This window comes from Pseudaminobacter soli (ex Li et al. 2025), assembly GCF_029892515.1.
In the GTDB taxonomy this organism is placed as follows: Bacteria; Pseudomonadota; Alphaproteobacteria; order Rhizobiales; family Rhizobiaceae; genus Pseudaminobacter; species Pseudaminobacter soli_A.
Genome location: NZ_JARXVF010000001.1, coordinates 302,533 through 316,809 on the forward strand (window position 1 = coordinate 302,533; position 14,277 = coordinate 316,809).

At 61.6% G+C, this 14,277-nt stretch carries 13 protein-coding genes and 3 tRNA genes; 7 read left to right on the forward strand and 9 right to left on the reverse strand.

What is annotated here, in order from left to right; all coding sequences use genetic code 11:
- Positions 1–41 precede the first annotated feature (41 nt).
- The 7 genes from M2281_RS01530 to M2281_RS01560 all read right to left on the reverse strand — a co-directional run bounded on the left by M2281_RS01530 (position 42) and on the right by M2281_RS01560 (position 7,339).
- Entirely contained in the window at positions 42–2,825 is a 2,784-nt protein-coding gene (locus M2281_RS01530; RefSeq protein WP_280819334.1) for a valine--tRNA ligase, read from the reverse strand.
- 191 nt (positions 2,826–3,016) lie between these two features.
- Positions 3,017–3,739 (reverse strand): PopZ family protein, encoded by a 723-nt coding sequence (locus M2281_RS01535; protein ID WP_280819335.1) that lies wholly within the window; start codon positions 3,737–3,739, stop codon positions 3,017–3,019.
- A 223-nt stretch (positions 3,740–3,962) separates the two neighbouring features.
- Positions 3,963–5,345, reverse strand: coding sequence for a TolC family outer membrane protein (locus M2281_RS01540; RefSeq protein WP_280819336.1), 1,383 nt, complete (start codon positions 5,343–5,345; stop codon positions 3,963–3,965).
- A gap of 175 nt (positions 5,346–5,520) precedes the next feature.
- Positions 5,521–6,195 carry a protein-L-isoaspartate O-methyltransferase family protein gene (locus M2281_RS01545; protein ID WP_280819337.1) on the reverse strand — a complete coding sequence of 225 codons (675 nt, stop codon included), beginning with the start codon at positions 6,193–6,195 and terminating at the stop codon, positions 5,521–5,523.
- An 87-nt stretch (positions 6,196–6,282) separates the two neighbouring features.
- Positions 6,283–6,356, reverse strand: a tRNA-Cys gene (locus tag M2281_RS01550).
- A 224-nt stretch (positions 6,357–6,580) separates the two neighbouring features.
- Positions 6,581–6,898 carry an RcnB family protein gene (locus tag M2281_RS01555; protein ID WP_280819338.1) on the reverse strand — a complete coding sequence of 106 codons (318 nt, stop codon included), beginning with the start codon at positions 6,896–6,898 and terminating at the stop codon, positions 6,581–6,583.
- 138 nt (positions 6,899–7,036) lie between these two features.
- Entirely contained in the window at positions 7,037–7,339 is a 303-nt protein-coding gene (locus M2281_RS01560; protein ID WP_280819339.1) for a hypothetical protein, read from the reverse strand.
- 187 nt (positions 7,340–7,526) lie between these two features.
- Here M2281_RS01560 and M2281_RS01565 point away from each other — a divergent pair.
- The 4 genes from M2281_RS01565 (at position 7,527) to M2281_RS01580 (ending at position 10,334) form a co-directional block, all read left to right on the forward strand.
- Positions 7,527–7,601: transfer RNA gene (locus tag M2281_RS01565), tRNA-Asn, on the forward strand.
- A gap of 369 nt (positions 7,602–7,970) precedes the next feature.
- Positions 7,971–8,333, forward strand: a complete 363-nt coding sequence (locus M2281_RS01570) for a hypothetical protein (protein WP_280819340.1) — start codon at positions 7,971–7,973, stop codon at positions 8,331–8,333.
- A gap of 139 nt (positions 8,334–8,472) precedes the next feature.
- The gene (locus M2281_RS01575) at positions 8,473–8,664 is read left to right on the forward strand and encodes a hypothetical protein (RefSeq protein ID WP_280819341.1); all 192 of its coding nucleotides are present in this window, start codon (positions 8,473–8,475) and stop codon (positions 8,662–8,664) included.
- Positions 8,665–8,882: 218 nt separating this feature from the next.
- Positions 8,883–10,334, forward strand: a complete 1,452-nt coding sequence (locus M2281_RS01580; RefSeq protein WP_280819342.1) for an MFS transporter — start codon at positions 8,883–8,885, stop codon at positions 10,332–10,334.
- 32 nt (positions 10,335–10,366) lie between these two features.
- Here M2281_RS01580 and M2281_RS01585 read toward each other — a convergent pair whose 3' ends face one another.
- Positions 10,367–11,059: an RlmE family RNA methyltransferase gene (locus M2281_RS01585; protein WP_280819343.1), complete on the reverse strand. Its 693-nt coding sequence runs from the start codon at positions 11,057–11,059 to the stop codon at positions 10,367–10,369.
- Positions 11,056–12,432 carry a Ppx/GppA phosphatase family protein gene (locus tag M2281_RS01590; protein WP_425537653.1) on the reverse strand — a complete coding sequence of 459 codons (1,377 nt, stop codon included), beginning with the start codon at positions 12,430–12,432 and terminating at the stop codon, positions 11,056–11,058. The genes M2281_RS01585 and M2281_RS01590 overlap by 4 nt, the downstream gene beginning before the upstream one ends.
- Before the next feature lie 266 nt (positions 12,433–12,698).
- Between M2281_RS01590 and M2281_RS01595 the strand changes: the two genes are divergently transcribed.
- From M2281_RS01595 to M2281_RS01605, 3 genes are all read left to right on the forward strand, one after another.
- A complete protein-coding gene (locus M2281_RS01595; RefSeq protein ID WP_280819344.1) occupies positions 12,699–13,628 on the forward strand; it encodes a lysylphosphatidylglycerol synthase domain-containing protein in 930 nt (309 codons plus the stop codon).
- 132 nt (positions 13,629–13,760) lie between these two features.
- Positions 13,761–13,834 (forward strand) — tRNA-Gln (locus M2281_RS01600).
- A gap of 156 nt (positions 13,835–13,990) precedes the next feature.
- Positions 13,991–14,272, forward strand: coding sequence for a hypothetical protein (locus tag M2281_RS01605; RefSeq protein ID WP_280819345.1), 282 nt, complete (start codon positions 13,991–13,993; stop codon positions 14,270–14,272).
- Positions 14,273–14,277 lie beyond the last annotated feature (5 nt).

Genomic DNA, 14,277 nt, shown 5'->3' on the forward strand with positions numbered 1-14,277 from the left:
CCGCCCTCGGCGGCACCTGGAATCAGGTGCGTATAGGCCCCTCACCCAGCCTCGCGAACCCGTGTGAGCGCATGGTTCAGCTTCTCCTGCGTCTCCTGGAATTCGACCAGCTTTTCGCGCTCGCCAGCCACCACTTCGGGAGCAGCGTTGGCGACGAACTTTTCGTTCGATAGCTTCTTGTGGATGCGTGCGACCTCTTCCGTCACCTTGGCCAGTTCCTTCTGCAGGCGTGCGGCCTCCGCAGTCAGATCGATTAGGCTGCCGAGCGGCAGGCAGGCAGTTGCCTCACCGATGACGATCTGGGCCGAACCCTTCGGCGCCACATCGGCAAGGGTGATCGTCTCGACGCGCGACAGCCGCTTGATCGCCGATTCGTGGCGCTCGAGCCTTGCCTTTGTCAGTTCATTGGCGCCGACCACAACCAGTGGCGCCATGGCCGACGGCGGCACGTTCATTTCCGAACGAACCGAGCGGATGCCGGACACGAGATCGACCAGCCAGTTGATTTCGGCAGCCGCCTCAGGGTCATCGAAGGAAGGCTCCGGCCAGCTGGCGAGGCATAGAAGCGACGTGCGCTCCTCCCCTTCGCCGGCCGTATGCGCCCAAAGCTCCTCTGTCATGAACGGCATAAACGGGTGGAGGAGCTTGTAGATCTCGTCGAGCACGAAGGCTGCGACGGCCCTGCTTTCGACCTTGGCTTCCTCGTCCTCGCCCATGAAGACCGGCTTCAAGAGCTCCAGATACCAATCGCAGAAGGTGTTCCAGACGAATTTGTAGGCAGCGCCCGACGCTTCGTTGAAACGGTAGGAGGTGATGCCATCCGTGATCTCGCGAGTGGCACGCGCCAGCTCGGTGAGGATCCAGCGATTGACGGTAAGCTTGGCATCCTGCAGCCAGAACTCGTCGTTGCGCGCAACGCCGTTCATCTCGGCAAAGCGCGTGGCGTTCCACAGCTTGGTGCCGAAGTTGCGATAGCCGGCGACGCGGGCGGGGTCGAGCTTCACGTCGCGGCCCTGCGCGGCCATGATCGCGAGCGTGAAACGCAGCGCGTCCGCGCCATATTCGTCGATCAGTTCCAGCGGGTCGATGACGTTGCCCTTGGACTTCGACATCTTGGCGCCGTTCTTGTCGCGGACCAGCGCATGCACGTAGACCGTGTGGAACGGCTCCTCATGCATGAAATGCAGGCCCATCATCATCATGCGGGCGACCCAGAAGAAGATGATGTCGAAGCCCGTCACCAAGACGTCAGTCTGGTAGTAGGTTTCGAGTTCGGGCGTCTTGTCGGGCCAGCCCAGCGTCGAGAACGGCCACAGCGCCGACGAGAACCAGGTGTCGAGCACGTCTTCGTCGCGGGTCAGGATCTCGTCCGGCTTGAAGTTCTCAAGCTTGTCCTCGACCCAGGCCTTCCACGGCCCCTCCAGCGCCAGATAATATTCGACGGCGGCGTCGAGCGCCTCTTCCTCGGTCTTCTCGACGAAGACATGGCCGTCCGGCCCATACCAGGCCGGAATCTGATGGCCCCACCAGAGCTGACGCGAAATGCACCAGGGCTGGATGTTCTCCATCCAGTCATAATAGGTCTTTTCCCAGTTCTTGGGCACGAAATTGGTGCGCCCCTCGCGAACCGACGCCAGCGCCGGCTTGGCGAGCTCTCCCGCATTCACATACCACTGGTCGGTCAGGAAGGGTTCGATCGGCACGCCGCCGCGGTCGCCGTGCGGCACGACGTGGCGATGCGGCTCGATCTTGGCGAGCAGCCCGCCCTCTTCCATGATCTGCACGATCAGCTTGCGCGCCTCGAAGCGGTCCATGCCATTCAGCTGGTTCCACAGCTCCTGGCGGGCCGGCGTCACTTCAAGGCCTTCGAGGAAGTCCTCGTTGTCCTTGAGGTAGATGGTCGCCTCGGTGGTCATGATGTTGATCGCGCGCAGCTTGTGGCGCTTGCCGACCTCAAAGTCGTTGAAGTCGTGCGCAGGTGTGATCTTGACCGCGCCAGTGCCCTTCTCAGGATCGGAATATTCGTCGGCGACGACGGGAATCCTACGGCCAACGATGGGCAGGATGACGTTCTTGCCGATGAGATGCTTGTAGCGCTCGTCTTCCGGATGGACAGCCACGCCCGTGTCGCCCAGCATCGTCTCCGGCCGGGTGGTAGCAACGGTGATGTAGGTCGAAGGATCTTCCGGATCGAAGACCACACCCTCGATCGGATAGCGGAAATGCCAGAGATTGCCGTTAACCTCCAACTGCTCGACTTCGAGGTCGGAAATGGCCGTCAGAAGCTTCGGGTCCCAGTTCACAAGGCGCTTGTCCTTGTAGATCAGGCCCTGCTTGTAGAGCGTGACGAAAACCTCGAGGACGGCCTTGGACAGGCCCTCGTCCATGGTGAAGCGCTCGCGCGACCAATCGCAGGAAGCGCCGAGGCGCTTGAGCTGATTGAAGATCGCGCCGCCGGATTCGGCCTTCCACTCCCAGATCTTCTCCACGAATTCCTCGCGGGTCAGATCGCGGCGATGGATCTGCTTTTCCATGAGCCGGCGCTCGACCACCATCTGGGTGGCGATGCCGGCATGGTCCATGCCCGGCTGCCAGAGCACATTCTTGCCGCGCATGCGCTCGAAACGCACGAGAATGTCCTGCAACGTGTTGTTGAGGGCGTGCCCCATATGCAGCGAGCCGGTCACATTCGGCGGCGGAATTACGATCGAGAAGGCCTCTGCGCCCGGCTGCGAGCCCGCGCCGGCCCGAAAGGCATTCGCCTCCTCCCAGGTAAGGGCAATCTTGGGTTCGACGGTCTTTGCGTCGTAAGTCTTCTCAAGCATGGGAAATCGATCCGTTCGTGCGGAATTTATTACTCGGTGTAAATCGGAAGGCCATTGTCGAGTCAACAGCGGCGGCCCCGGTTGGTTGCCTGCATGTAGGTTGAAGCATGGACAGCGCAAAAGAAAACCCCGGCACGAGGCCGGGGTTCTTTTGATGCAGACATGCCTGCCGCAAATGGTTCGGCGATGGCTCAGCCGCCCCGCGCGACCCGTTCGATCTCTTCGCGGACCAGACGCTCGACCAGCGTCGGCAAATTGTTGTCCAACCAGTCCTGCAGCATCGGCCGCAGCATCTGCGCGGCCATTTCGTCGAAGGTCTTGCGGCTGCGGGCAGCAAACGCCTCGGACAGTTCGCCGAAAGCGGCGGCAACCTGGCGGCCGGTGTGCTCCGAAATAATGGCCGACGTTGCGACTTCACGCGGCGCTGCCGCAGTGGATTCGGGCAGCGAGGCCTTGTCTTCCACCGGCTGCTCAACCGGAAAATCCTGCAAAGCTGCCTCGAACTCGACATCGAAGCTCGCGTCGGGTTCCGGTGAAGGTTCGACGGCGACATTCCATTCGGCCACCGCGACCGCCGGCGCTTCGGCTAGCTGTTCCTGCACGGCAGGCATCTCGGGTTCGAAATGCGCCGTAAGACTTTCGGGCGCAGCTGACTCCTCGGCGGCGATCCTAGCCTGCACGTCCGCAAGCGTCGGAGTGCGCTCAACTTCTGGCGCGCGAGCAGCCCGCAACTCGGCACGGAAAGCGTCAACTTCGATGACGGCGTTGTCCAGTTGCTCGTCGCGGACATCGACCCGTGCCGTCATGTCTTCGGGGCCTTTGCGGACGGTGTCGCTGTCTTCGATGATCCTGCGAATGGAAGCCAGGATCTCTTCCATCGAAGGTTCGCGCTGCACGCTGTTTGCCTGTGCCATTGTCACGTCCGCCGCCCTGTGCCCCAATTCAGCGACCGCTTCGGCATCGCCCGAAGGGGTTCGAATCAATGCTTATAGGGTAACGCGCCGATTGAACGCCGAGAATCCCCAAAGTCGGGGCGCTTGCGATTTCAACAGATTAGAAACCATTTCGTGAATGCAAAAGGAGGCGCCGTTGCGGGCGCCTCCCTGATCCGATTCGGCATTGGCCGGCTATCTAATGTCAGCGGCCGTCCGGCGTCCGCAAGCCGATCCACTTGTCCTTGACGGCGTTGTAATGCTCTTCCGGGTTGTATTCGGCCACGTTCAGGCCTAGCCGACCCGCATAGAGCTGGCCCGTCGCCTGCAGGATGCCGTAGCTGGCAACCACGAGCTGCGCCTCGGAGGTGGCGAGGCTGATTTGAGCGGTGATGACGTTGCTCTGCTGGATAAGCACGTCGAGCGTGGTGCGCTGACCGACATTGCGCTCTTCGACGACACCGTTCAGCGCGAGCTGTGCGGCCGAGACGGCCGTGCGGTTGGAAACGACGCCCTGCTTCGCGGATTCATAGGACGCCCAAGCCGACGAAACCTGCTGACGCACCTGATCGCGAACGACATCGACCTGGATGCGAGCCTGCCCGAGCGTTTCTTTGTTCTGGCGCACGATGGCATCGTCACGACCAGCCTGATAGATCGGGATGGTCAGCGTGGCACCGACGCTTGCCGTGTTATACGTGTTTCGGCTGACGCCCGGCAGCCCATTGGATTGGAGACCGCTAGTCTCCTGGAAATTGCGCGACGCCGATGCGGAACCCGTCAGCTGCGGCAGTTTCGCGCCTTCCGCCGATTTCACCCCAAATCCCGCCGCATCGACCAGATGCTGCGAAGACAGGATTGCCGGATGCTGGTTTGCAGCCAGCGCATAGGACTGCGACAGCCCCTTCGGCAACATCTTCGAGATCGGGGCGGCAGGGCTCAGCTTGCCCGGCTGCTCGCCGACAACCTGGAGATAGATCGCTTCGCTGATCGCGACCTGGGAGCGCGCCGCCGCCAGCTGGGAAATGGCCGTCGAACGAGCCGATTCAGCCTGTGCAACGTCGGTTCGGGTGCCCTCGCCGACGTCCAGACGCGACTGCGAAGCACGCACCTGCTCGTCGAGGAACTCGAGATTGCGCTCGGTCAGGATAGCGATCTGCCTATCCCGAATCACGTCCATATAGGCGCTGACCGCGTTGAACAGGGTGTTCATCTCGGTGTTGCGCAGATTTTCGTCGGCCGCGTACACGTTCGACTTGGCGCCCGCGACATTATTCTTGGTCTGGAAACCGTCGAACAGCGTCTGGTTGAGCTGCACGCCGAAATTGGCGGCGGTTATTCGCTGGTTTAGCGTCGAGGTATAGTTGATATTGCCGACGCCGAGAATGGTGGGACGATAGCCGGACTTGGCGATCGCAACACTCTCGTCGGTCACACGCACGCCGGCACGGCCGGAATTCAAGGTCGAATTCAGCTGGTAGGCCTTCGCCATAGCTCCGGAAATGTTTTCAGCGAAGCTCGGCACCGTGGAGAGCGCGGTGGCAGAGAAAAAGACGGCAGCTAGAATGCCTTTGCGCAAAAACGACACGACTTGTCCCTCATCCGTTTCAGTGGGAGCAGAAACGGCCGAGCAGACAGACGCCCACCTCGAACGATCCTTGAATACCCCCTGCTGACCCCCAAACCCGACTCAGGCACGAGTATTCAGCAATGGTTCACCGTGAGGCCACCACGATGGCAGGACAGTCGCAAGACTTTCCTGCTTAGAATTCGAATGCGCGAGCGCGTTCAAATCCCGGCAGTGGCCTAATTGCCGCATTAAATGCCCTGCGGCCGGTGACAACACCAGTAGTCTTAATAAATAGACGGGCAACACCTGCATTGCCCTGACCCTCGACGGCGACGAGTCTACCACCCTCTTTGAGCTGATCAAACAACGCCTTAGGCAAGTCTTCAACCGAGCCGTCGAGGAAAATCACATCATAGGGAGCTTCCGCCGCGTAACCAGCCTGCAACGGGCCCTGCACCACGGCGACATTGTCATAACCAAGGCTCGAAAGGGTGGAAGTGGCAGCGTCGGCGAGCGCCGAATCGCTTTCCAACGCAACGACCGAGCTTGCTAGCCTGGAGAGGACCGCGGCCGAATAGCCGGTGCCGCAGCCAATATCGAGCACGAAATCGGTCGGGCGCACATCGGCAAGCTGCACCAGTTTGGCAAAGGGCGACGGCTCCATGAGATAGCGTGCAGGCTTGCCGGCTTCGGCTGGCGTGATCTCGATGTGCTCGTCGATATAGGCGAGCGACTGCCGCTTGACGGGAACGAATGCTTCGCGCGGAACCGTAAGCATGGCATCCAGCACGCCCGAGTCCGTCACGTCGGTGGTGCGGACCTGTCCGTCAACCATTTTCACGCGCTGTTCGGAAAAGTCAGTATTCATACCCAAAACAACCCGTCTCGGCGCCAGCACTGCGCATTTCTTACCGGGTAGAACAGTCGGTCCACTGTAGGACCGGATGCGGCAGATTGGAGGCCTCGCCCGGAATCGAACCGGGGTGCAAGGATTTGCAGTCCTCTGCGTAACCACTCCGCCACGAGGCCTCGCCGCTGCCGGCGTTCTACGGGGGTTCAATAGGTTGCCTGATATTTTGCGTCAAGCTGTCTGACGCTGTTCGCGAAACTTTCCCCGCACCATTTGTGATGATTGGCACCCCAATGACGGGCGTCACCGCATCGCACACCACCTTTAGGCGAGTATTTTGCTCTTATAGTAAATTGAGGGGGCGGCCCTTCAGCCGCCCTTTTCAGTAGTCTCGATTGCCGGATCAGCGGCCGCCGATAATGCCGGCGATGATGCCGGACGCCATATTCACGAGAATATAGCTGTTATCGACGCGCACCCACTCCTGGCCGCGGGCGGGACGCTGGAGGCCGTAGCGGTGATAGTCGCGAACGACGTGCCGGCGCTGCCAATCAGGCAGGCGCTTGCCCTTGGCCCAGTGCGGCCTGGGGGCCGGCTTGTGGTGCTGATGCTTGTGGCCGTGGCGATATTCGACCTGATTGCCGTAGCCGGATTGCGCCTGCGCCGCAATCGGGGCTGCAAGGACGGACAGGGCGGTAAGAGCAAGGACGATGCGCTTCATGGGAGGCTCCTTTATCAATTCAACGCAAGGAACCTAGGCGGCCGGGGATGAACGCAAACTGAACGAACCCATTACAATTTCGTAATGAAATCCACATGTTGCGGGGCAAACCTGCAGCAATCCGGAATCGGCCTGGAATCACCCCGACTGCGAATCGCCGTTTCGATCCCCCTCGTCACCTCCTTTGCGCCATCGCTTCCAACGAACGATTCCGCGGCGGCGATAACGACGAATCAATGCGAACTCGTAGGAAAGCAGCAGCAGTCCGACGGGAATCATCCAAAAGCCAAGAATCGGCAGAAAGCCGAGCAGACCAAGAATCGTAAGCCCGACGCCGAGGGCGATGCGCTTGTTTCGTGATTCCGGCAAACGAATCTCGCGACCCAGAATCGAAATCGTACGGCGCGACGACTCGCCGACAGGCGTTTCCTTCTCGGCCATATGACGCGTCCTCTCCCTCCCTGTGGATAAACGGCCCGCCTGCGCGGCCGCGAAAAGCCTTACATATGAAGGGGTCCATCACCTTTTCGAGGTAGCCGCCAAATTTATTCAGCAAAAAAATCACATTCCCGCTTTGCAAAGCCGAGAAGTGTTTGCTATAGGCAGCCTCGTTCTGACGAGCAACTGTTCCCCGGTAGCTCAGTGGTAGAGCAACCGGCTGTTAACCGGTTGGTCGCTGGTTCGAATCCGGCCCGGGGAGCCACTTCACTGGCTTAGCTCGTCAACACTTCCAGACATCGTCATTCGGCAATTTCACTCTTCGCCTCGGCGTGGTGTCAGGCTGGTCCTTCCCCTTAACTGTGAGTTGAAGGGCAGCCAACGACGATTGGCTGCGTCCAGGAATCTCATCGGTCAAATCGCTGAATCGGCGAGTACATGCGCCGGCCGGTAGCCATTCCGGTCGCAACGCGGGCTCCGCTCGCATATGCATCGAATCAATAGGTTGTAAGCGGTCCACGGTCATGGCACCTACCGCGCCGGCAGGCGCGGCGGCTCCGACGTTCCATGTCTTGCCACGTCGATCCGACAAAGACGCAAATTATCGCCATATGGGCAGGGCAAGGCCGCAGGCATGCAGATGACGAGTTGGAGTTTTGTTGTTGTGCTCGCCGGCACTGCGGCTCTCGCAGGCTGCGCAACGCCGCCGGATGCGATCGAGGCCAAGACGGTAAATGACGCGCGCTTCAAGAACCTCGATTGTCCGATGCTGATAACCGAGCGCGACCGGCGGGTACAAATCCGCGATCTTCTGATCGAGGCGCAAAGCGAGCGATACCGCGCCGACCTGATCAGCGGCGCGCTCACCGGAATGACTCAGTCGATGATCAACTCGCCGACCGAGCGCGAGGCGAAGATCGCCGAGGTGAAAGGCGAACTCATCGCCATCGGCCAGGAAATCATGGCCAAGAACTGTATTGTGCGCATTGGCCAGTGAAGACTTGCGGCAAGACCGCGTTGCCAATAAGCCCCTGCCCCTGCGTCAGCCGTGATCGGTAAAATTCGACCTATTTCCTTGATCCTTTCGCAAGTGCCTTGAGCCAATTTCGGCAACGGGGGGCGAATGGAGGCTCACATTGAGGTCGGACTTTGCCACCGCGCGGCAATTGCTGGAAAAAGCGCAACAACATCTGCAGGGCCGCGACGCGACCAGCCGACAGCTCAATGAAGCCATCGAGCTATTGGTCGAAGCCGTGCTGACGGCTGAGCATACGGCCCCGAAAGGCGAGGTCGTCATGTTTCCGCAAAGAAGGTCGGGCGCGCGCTAAGGATTTGTTCACCACGTTCATCGTAGCTTTGGCGTCGAGGGGCGCTAGGTACTGCGTAGCCCCGGTTCTTCTCACGCAGAAGTGACGCCGCGAGGCCCCTGGCCCAACGGCAAGCTTCTTGCTTCGGCCAAAAACCGACGACATATCCGCCGTGCTCGTGTTAATTGCACCTGGTCGACGCGTTCGCGCCGTCCGGCGATATGTTCCGGGACAGTTTTGTGAATCGCACCATTCCGCTCATTCTCGCGGTCGCCCTTTTCATGGAAAACATGGATTCGACGGTGATCGCGACGTCGCTGCCGGCGATCGCGACGGATATCGGCACGAGTCCCATCGCATTGAAGCTGGCGTTGACGGCCTATCTGGTGTCGCTGGCCGTTTTCATTCCGATCAGCGGCTGGATGGCCGATCGCTTCGGCGCCAAGAACGTGTTCCGCGCCGCCATCGCCGTCTTCGTCGTCGGCTCCGTTGCCTGCGCGATTTCCAATTCGCTGCCTGCTTTCGTCGTCTCCCGTTTCCTGCAGGGCATGGGTGGGGCCATGATGACGCCGGTGGGCAGGCTGGTGCTGGTGCGCTCGACGCCGAAGAACGAGCTTGTCGCCGCGATGTCCTGGCTGACAATTCCCGCGCTGGTCGGACCGCTCGTGGGGCCGCCGGTCGGCGGCTTCATCACCACCTATTTCACCTGGCACTGGATCTTCCTGATCAACGTGCCCATCGGCGTCATTGGCATGTGGCTGGCGACCCGCTTCCTGCCCGAAACCGATTCGATCGGGGTTCCGCCGCTCGACGTGCCGGGCTTCATCCTGAGCGGTATCGCGGCCTCGGGCGTGGTATTCGGCTTGTCCGTGGTCAGCTTGCCTGCCCTGCCCCCGCTCGTCGGCGTCGTAACTCTGGTGATCGGCCTGCTGGCGGGTCTCATCTATCTGCGCCACGCCAAGGTGGCGCCGCACCCGCTGCTGGCACTCAGGCTGTTCAGGAACCAGGTGTTCCGCTCCGCAGTGGTCGGCGGCAGCCTGTTTCGCATCGGCATCGGCGCGGTGCCCTTCCTGCTGCCCCTGATGCTGCAGATCGGCTTCGGCCTGACGCCCTTCCAATCGGGCATGATCACCTTCGTCTCGGCAATGGGCGCCATCGGCATGAAGTTGGTGACCGCCTGGCTGTTCAGGGTGGCGGGCTTCCGCCGCGTGCTGATCCTCGGCTCGTTGATTTCAGGCGCAACCATCGCGATATACGGCTTCTTCTCGCCGGAGACGTCCTATCCAGTGATGCTCGCCATCCTGCTGGTCGGCGGCTTCATCCGCTCGATGTTCTTCACCGGCGTCAACGCACTCGCCTACGCCGAGGTCTCGGAGGCGGATGCCAGCAAGGCAACGCCGATTACCGCAGTGTTCCAGCAGATCAGCATCGCGCTTGGCGTTGCAGTGGCCGGCGGCATCCTGGAAGTATGCACGCAGTTACATGGCGGGCCACTGGTGCTGGGCGACTTCCACACCGCCTTCTTCCTGGTCGCCGCAATTTCGGCAACGGCGGCATTCTTCTTCATCGAGTTGCCGGCCGACGCGGGCAGTGCGGTTTCGGGCCACAAAGGCCGCGCGACGCGCGAAATCGAGCCCCCATCGGGCAGTTCACAGACCAGTGCTCCGCTTACGTCGCGCCGGCCCGACTGACCGGCACTTGAACCTGCGGGGCTAGCGGCGCGTCAGCCTTTGAAATCCTTGGCAAGCAGATAGAGCTCGGCCGATTCGTCGCGCGAGGCCGGCGGCTTGACGTGATGCACGGAGCGGAAATTCTGCTTGAGCCGCGTCAGCAGTTCGCCCTCGGTGCCGCCCTGAAAGGTCTTGGCGAGGAAATGGCCGCCCGGCTTCAGCACCGAAATCGCAAAATCCGCCGCCACCTCGCATAGATGCATGGTGCGCAAATGGTCGGTGCGGCGATGGCCCGTGGTAGGGGCCGCCATGTCCGACAGCACCAGATCCGGCTCACCGCCCAGCATCTCGATCAGCTTGGCCGGCGCCTCATCGTCGAGAAAATCCATCTCCAGCACGGGCGCGCCGGGCACGGGATCCATCCCGAGATAATCGATGCCCACGACGTGCGGGTTTTCCGGCGTCGACTTCGTGCGCGCCGCCGCTACCTGGCACCAGCCGCCCGGCGCCGCGCCAAGGTCGATCACCCTCAGGCCCGGCTTGAGCAGATGGTGGCGGTCGTCGATCTCAATCAGCTTGTAGGCCGCGCGCGAGCGATAACCGTCAGCCTTTGAACGCTGCACATAAGGATCGTTCATGTGGCGTTCGAGCCAGCGGCGCGACGATTCCTTCAGGCCGCTCTTCTTCTTGATTCGCGTTTTGAGAACGCGGGTGCCGGCAGCCGGCTTTTCAGGTTTCTTCGTCATTGGCGTAGTCCGTTTCGCCAGTTGCGGCGCCAGACGCCGTCGTCAGCCATTAGTTCGCTCAATATGCCTTCGCGCAGGCCGCGATCCGCGACACGCAGGCGCTCCGAGGGCCAGACCCGGCGGATCGCTTCCAGGATGGCGCAGCCGGCCAGTACAAGGTCGGCACGGTCGGCGCCGATACAGGCATTGGCGACGCGCGCCTGAAAATCCCAGCCGAGCAGTCTTTCGATCATGCCGTCGACCGAGGCGTTATCCATCCACAGGCCATCTACCCGGCGCCGATCATAGCGCTCCAGGCCCAGATGAACACCGGCAAGCGTCGTCACCGTGCCGGACGTGCCAAGCAGGTGGAAGCGGGAGTTGTCCATCAGATGGTTGATTCGGTCGCGCTCCTTGAACGCGGCGATCAGCCCGGTGACGTCGTCGACCATGGCCGAAAATATGTCCGGAGTGACGTGCCGCCCGCCGAAGCGTTCTGCCAGCGAAACCACGCCGACAGGCAGCGACGTCCACGACACGATGTGGTTGGCCAGGCGCGGCGACCGCCTGCCCGACAAGTCGATCAGAGCGATCTCGGACGAGCCACCGCCGATGTCGAACAGCACCACGCCATTGGTGTCGCGCTCGACCAGCGAGCCGCAACCGGAAACCGCCAGCCGGGCTTCGGTCTGGCGGTCGATGATTTCCAGCTTCAGCCCTGCCTCGGCCTCGACACGATCGAGGAACTCAGCCCCGTTCTCGGCCGAACGGCAAGCCTCGGTGGCAATAAGGCGGGCGCGCTTGATGGAGCGGCTGCGCAGCTTGTCGCCGCATATCTTCAGGGCTTCCACCGCACGGTCCATCGCCGGGCGAGAAAGCCGCCCGCTGCTGCTCAAGCCCTCGCCGAGACGGACGATGCGCGAAAAGGCATCGACCACCCGGAACTGTCCGGGTCGCCCCGGCACCGCCATCAACAGCCGGCAATTGTTGGTGCCAAGATCGAGCGCGGCGAAGATAGGCGATTCGCCGGCATCGTTGCGGCGCGGCGCGTCCGGTCTCCTGATCAGAGGCGACGAACCACCGTTTGCGGTCTCGGGAGAGGTCCGACGGGCAGCCGGAGCCGGACCAGCACGTCCCGCGGCCGGTGCCTGACCGGTCTGCGATGCCGCGCCGTCGCGTGCAAAAACCTTCCGGCCACGCTTGCGCTTGCGCCGCTTCTTGCCCTTCTGCGTTTGCTGAGGTGCATCTGCCTTCGATTGCCGCTCGGCAGATCGATGGCCCGGCGCCCTTTTCTTGGGATTCGCCGGACGGTTCGCCGAGCCGCTACGCGGCAGCCGGTCTCCCCTGGACGCACCCGCTTCCGGCGCCCTCGCACCGGGTTCGGGGTCTTCCACCTTATGTGTCCTTCTTGCGCCGCGCGAACCTTGACGGACGCTGCACACGCTTCATTTTTTCGAGTTGGGCCGAAGATAGCAGCGCAACGTCCGATCACCAAGGCCCGGCAGCGAAATTTAGGCTGCAGCGGCCCAGAGGCCTCCTTCCCAGTTGAACAGCCGGCTTTCATCGGGCATTTCTTGAGCAGCACCACGCATGCGGACCGGGTCCGGCTCCGCCTTCCCCGATGTGACGAAGGAGACCTCGCAGGCATGGCCGCAACACGATGAAATGGAAGAGCTATATCTGGCCCGTGATCGGACTTAGTGCAGTCGCCTTCTCGGCCTGGCTGCTCTATCACGAACTGCGCGGCATTTCGCTGGAGGACGTCGGTGATGGCCTGAGCGCCATTCCCATCCACCGATGGATCCTGGCGGGAATGTGCTCCATTGTCGCCTATGCGGCGCTGGCCGGCTACGACCACATCGCGCTCAGTCACCTCGGCAAGAAGGTGTCTTTCCTTTTCATCACGCTGTGCTCCTTCACGACCTATGCGCTGTCGCACAATATCGGCGGCTCGGTGCTCTCGGGGGCGGTCATCCGCTATCGCGCCTATGCGACTCGTGGCCTGACCGGCAAAGAGGTCGGCATATTGGTGGCGCTGTGTTCGTTCACCTTCGTGCTCGGCGCCCTGCTTCTCGGTGCAATCCTGCTCCTGGCGGAGCCGCAGGTGCTGGAGCGATTCGTCGACGTGCTGCCGATCTCGGCCTCGCGCACCACCGGCATAGTGATTCTCGCACTGATCGGGCTCTACATTTTCGGTAGCTGGCTGCGGTTGAAGCCGTTGCAGCTGGGCAGCCTGCAGATCGTCTACCCGCGCCTGCCGATCGTGGCCCAGCAATTGCTCATAGGACCGATCGAACTGATGGCGGCGGCGGCGATCATCTATTTCGCGCTGCCGGCCCAGGGAAATCCCGGCTATTTCATCGTGCTCGGCGTGTTCGTCGTCTCGTTCTCGGTGGCGCTGATATCGCATGCGCCGGGCGGCCTTGGGGTGCTGGAAGTGGTCTTCCTGGCCGGCCTGTCGGATATGGACCCGGCTGCCGTTCTGGCCGCGCTGCTGGTGTTCCGCTTCTTCTATCTGATCATCCCGCTGATCCTGGCGCTGTTCGTGGTGCTGATTTTCGAGAAAACGGAGTTTTCGCGCCGGAGCTAAAAAAGTTGCGGATCAAACGTGAATTGAAACGCATTGGGCGCTTGACTATTTTCCGCCGATGGCTACAACGCACCCCGCACACGGCAGCCAACGCTGCTTCGCGGCGCAGGTGTCTCGGATGAGCACCGCTGCTGGGGAATAGGTTAACGGTAGACCAGCGGACTCTGACTCCGTTAGTCCTGGTTCGAATCCAGGTTCCCCAGCCAAATCTCGCTAAATCCCGCCATTTCCTCGATTTTCCAGTCGTGCCGGATCCCGTTTTGGCATCAATGGCGACCTGATGCCCAGAACTGTAGCCCACAGGTGATGCCCACGGTTCCCGGAACCGAAATCACCGGTGAGCCAGCAAAGGCCGTCACGTCATGGCGATCCGCCACGAAGTCGAGAACCTGATCCGCCGCGGCAACATCTTCTACTGGCGGGCACGCGTCCTGAAACACGGTGTGTCTGCCTCTCATATCGCCGCCATCCGGGCAAACTATCTGGGCCAATTGAAACTCGCGCGCAGTCCCGCAGTGAAAGACGGCATCCGGCGGTTCTCGGCGCTACTGCCAGAAGGCTGCCGGACCGCTTACGACCCCAAAGCTGGCAGCGGGGAGTTTCTCGAACAATGTCTGCTTTACCCAGTTTGCCACCACCGATGACGGTT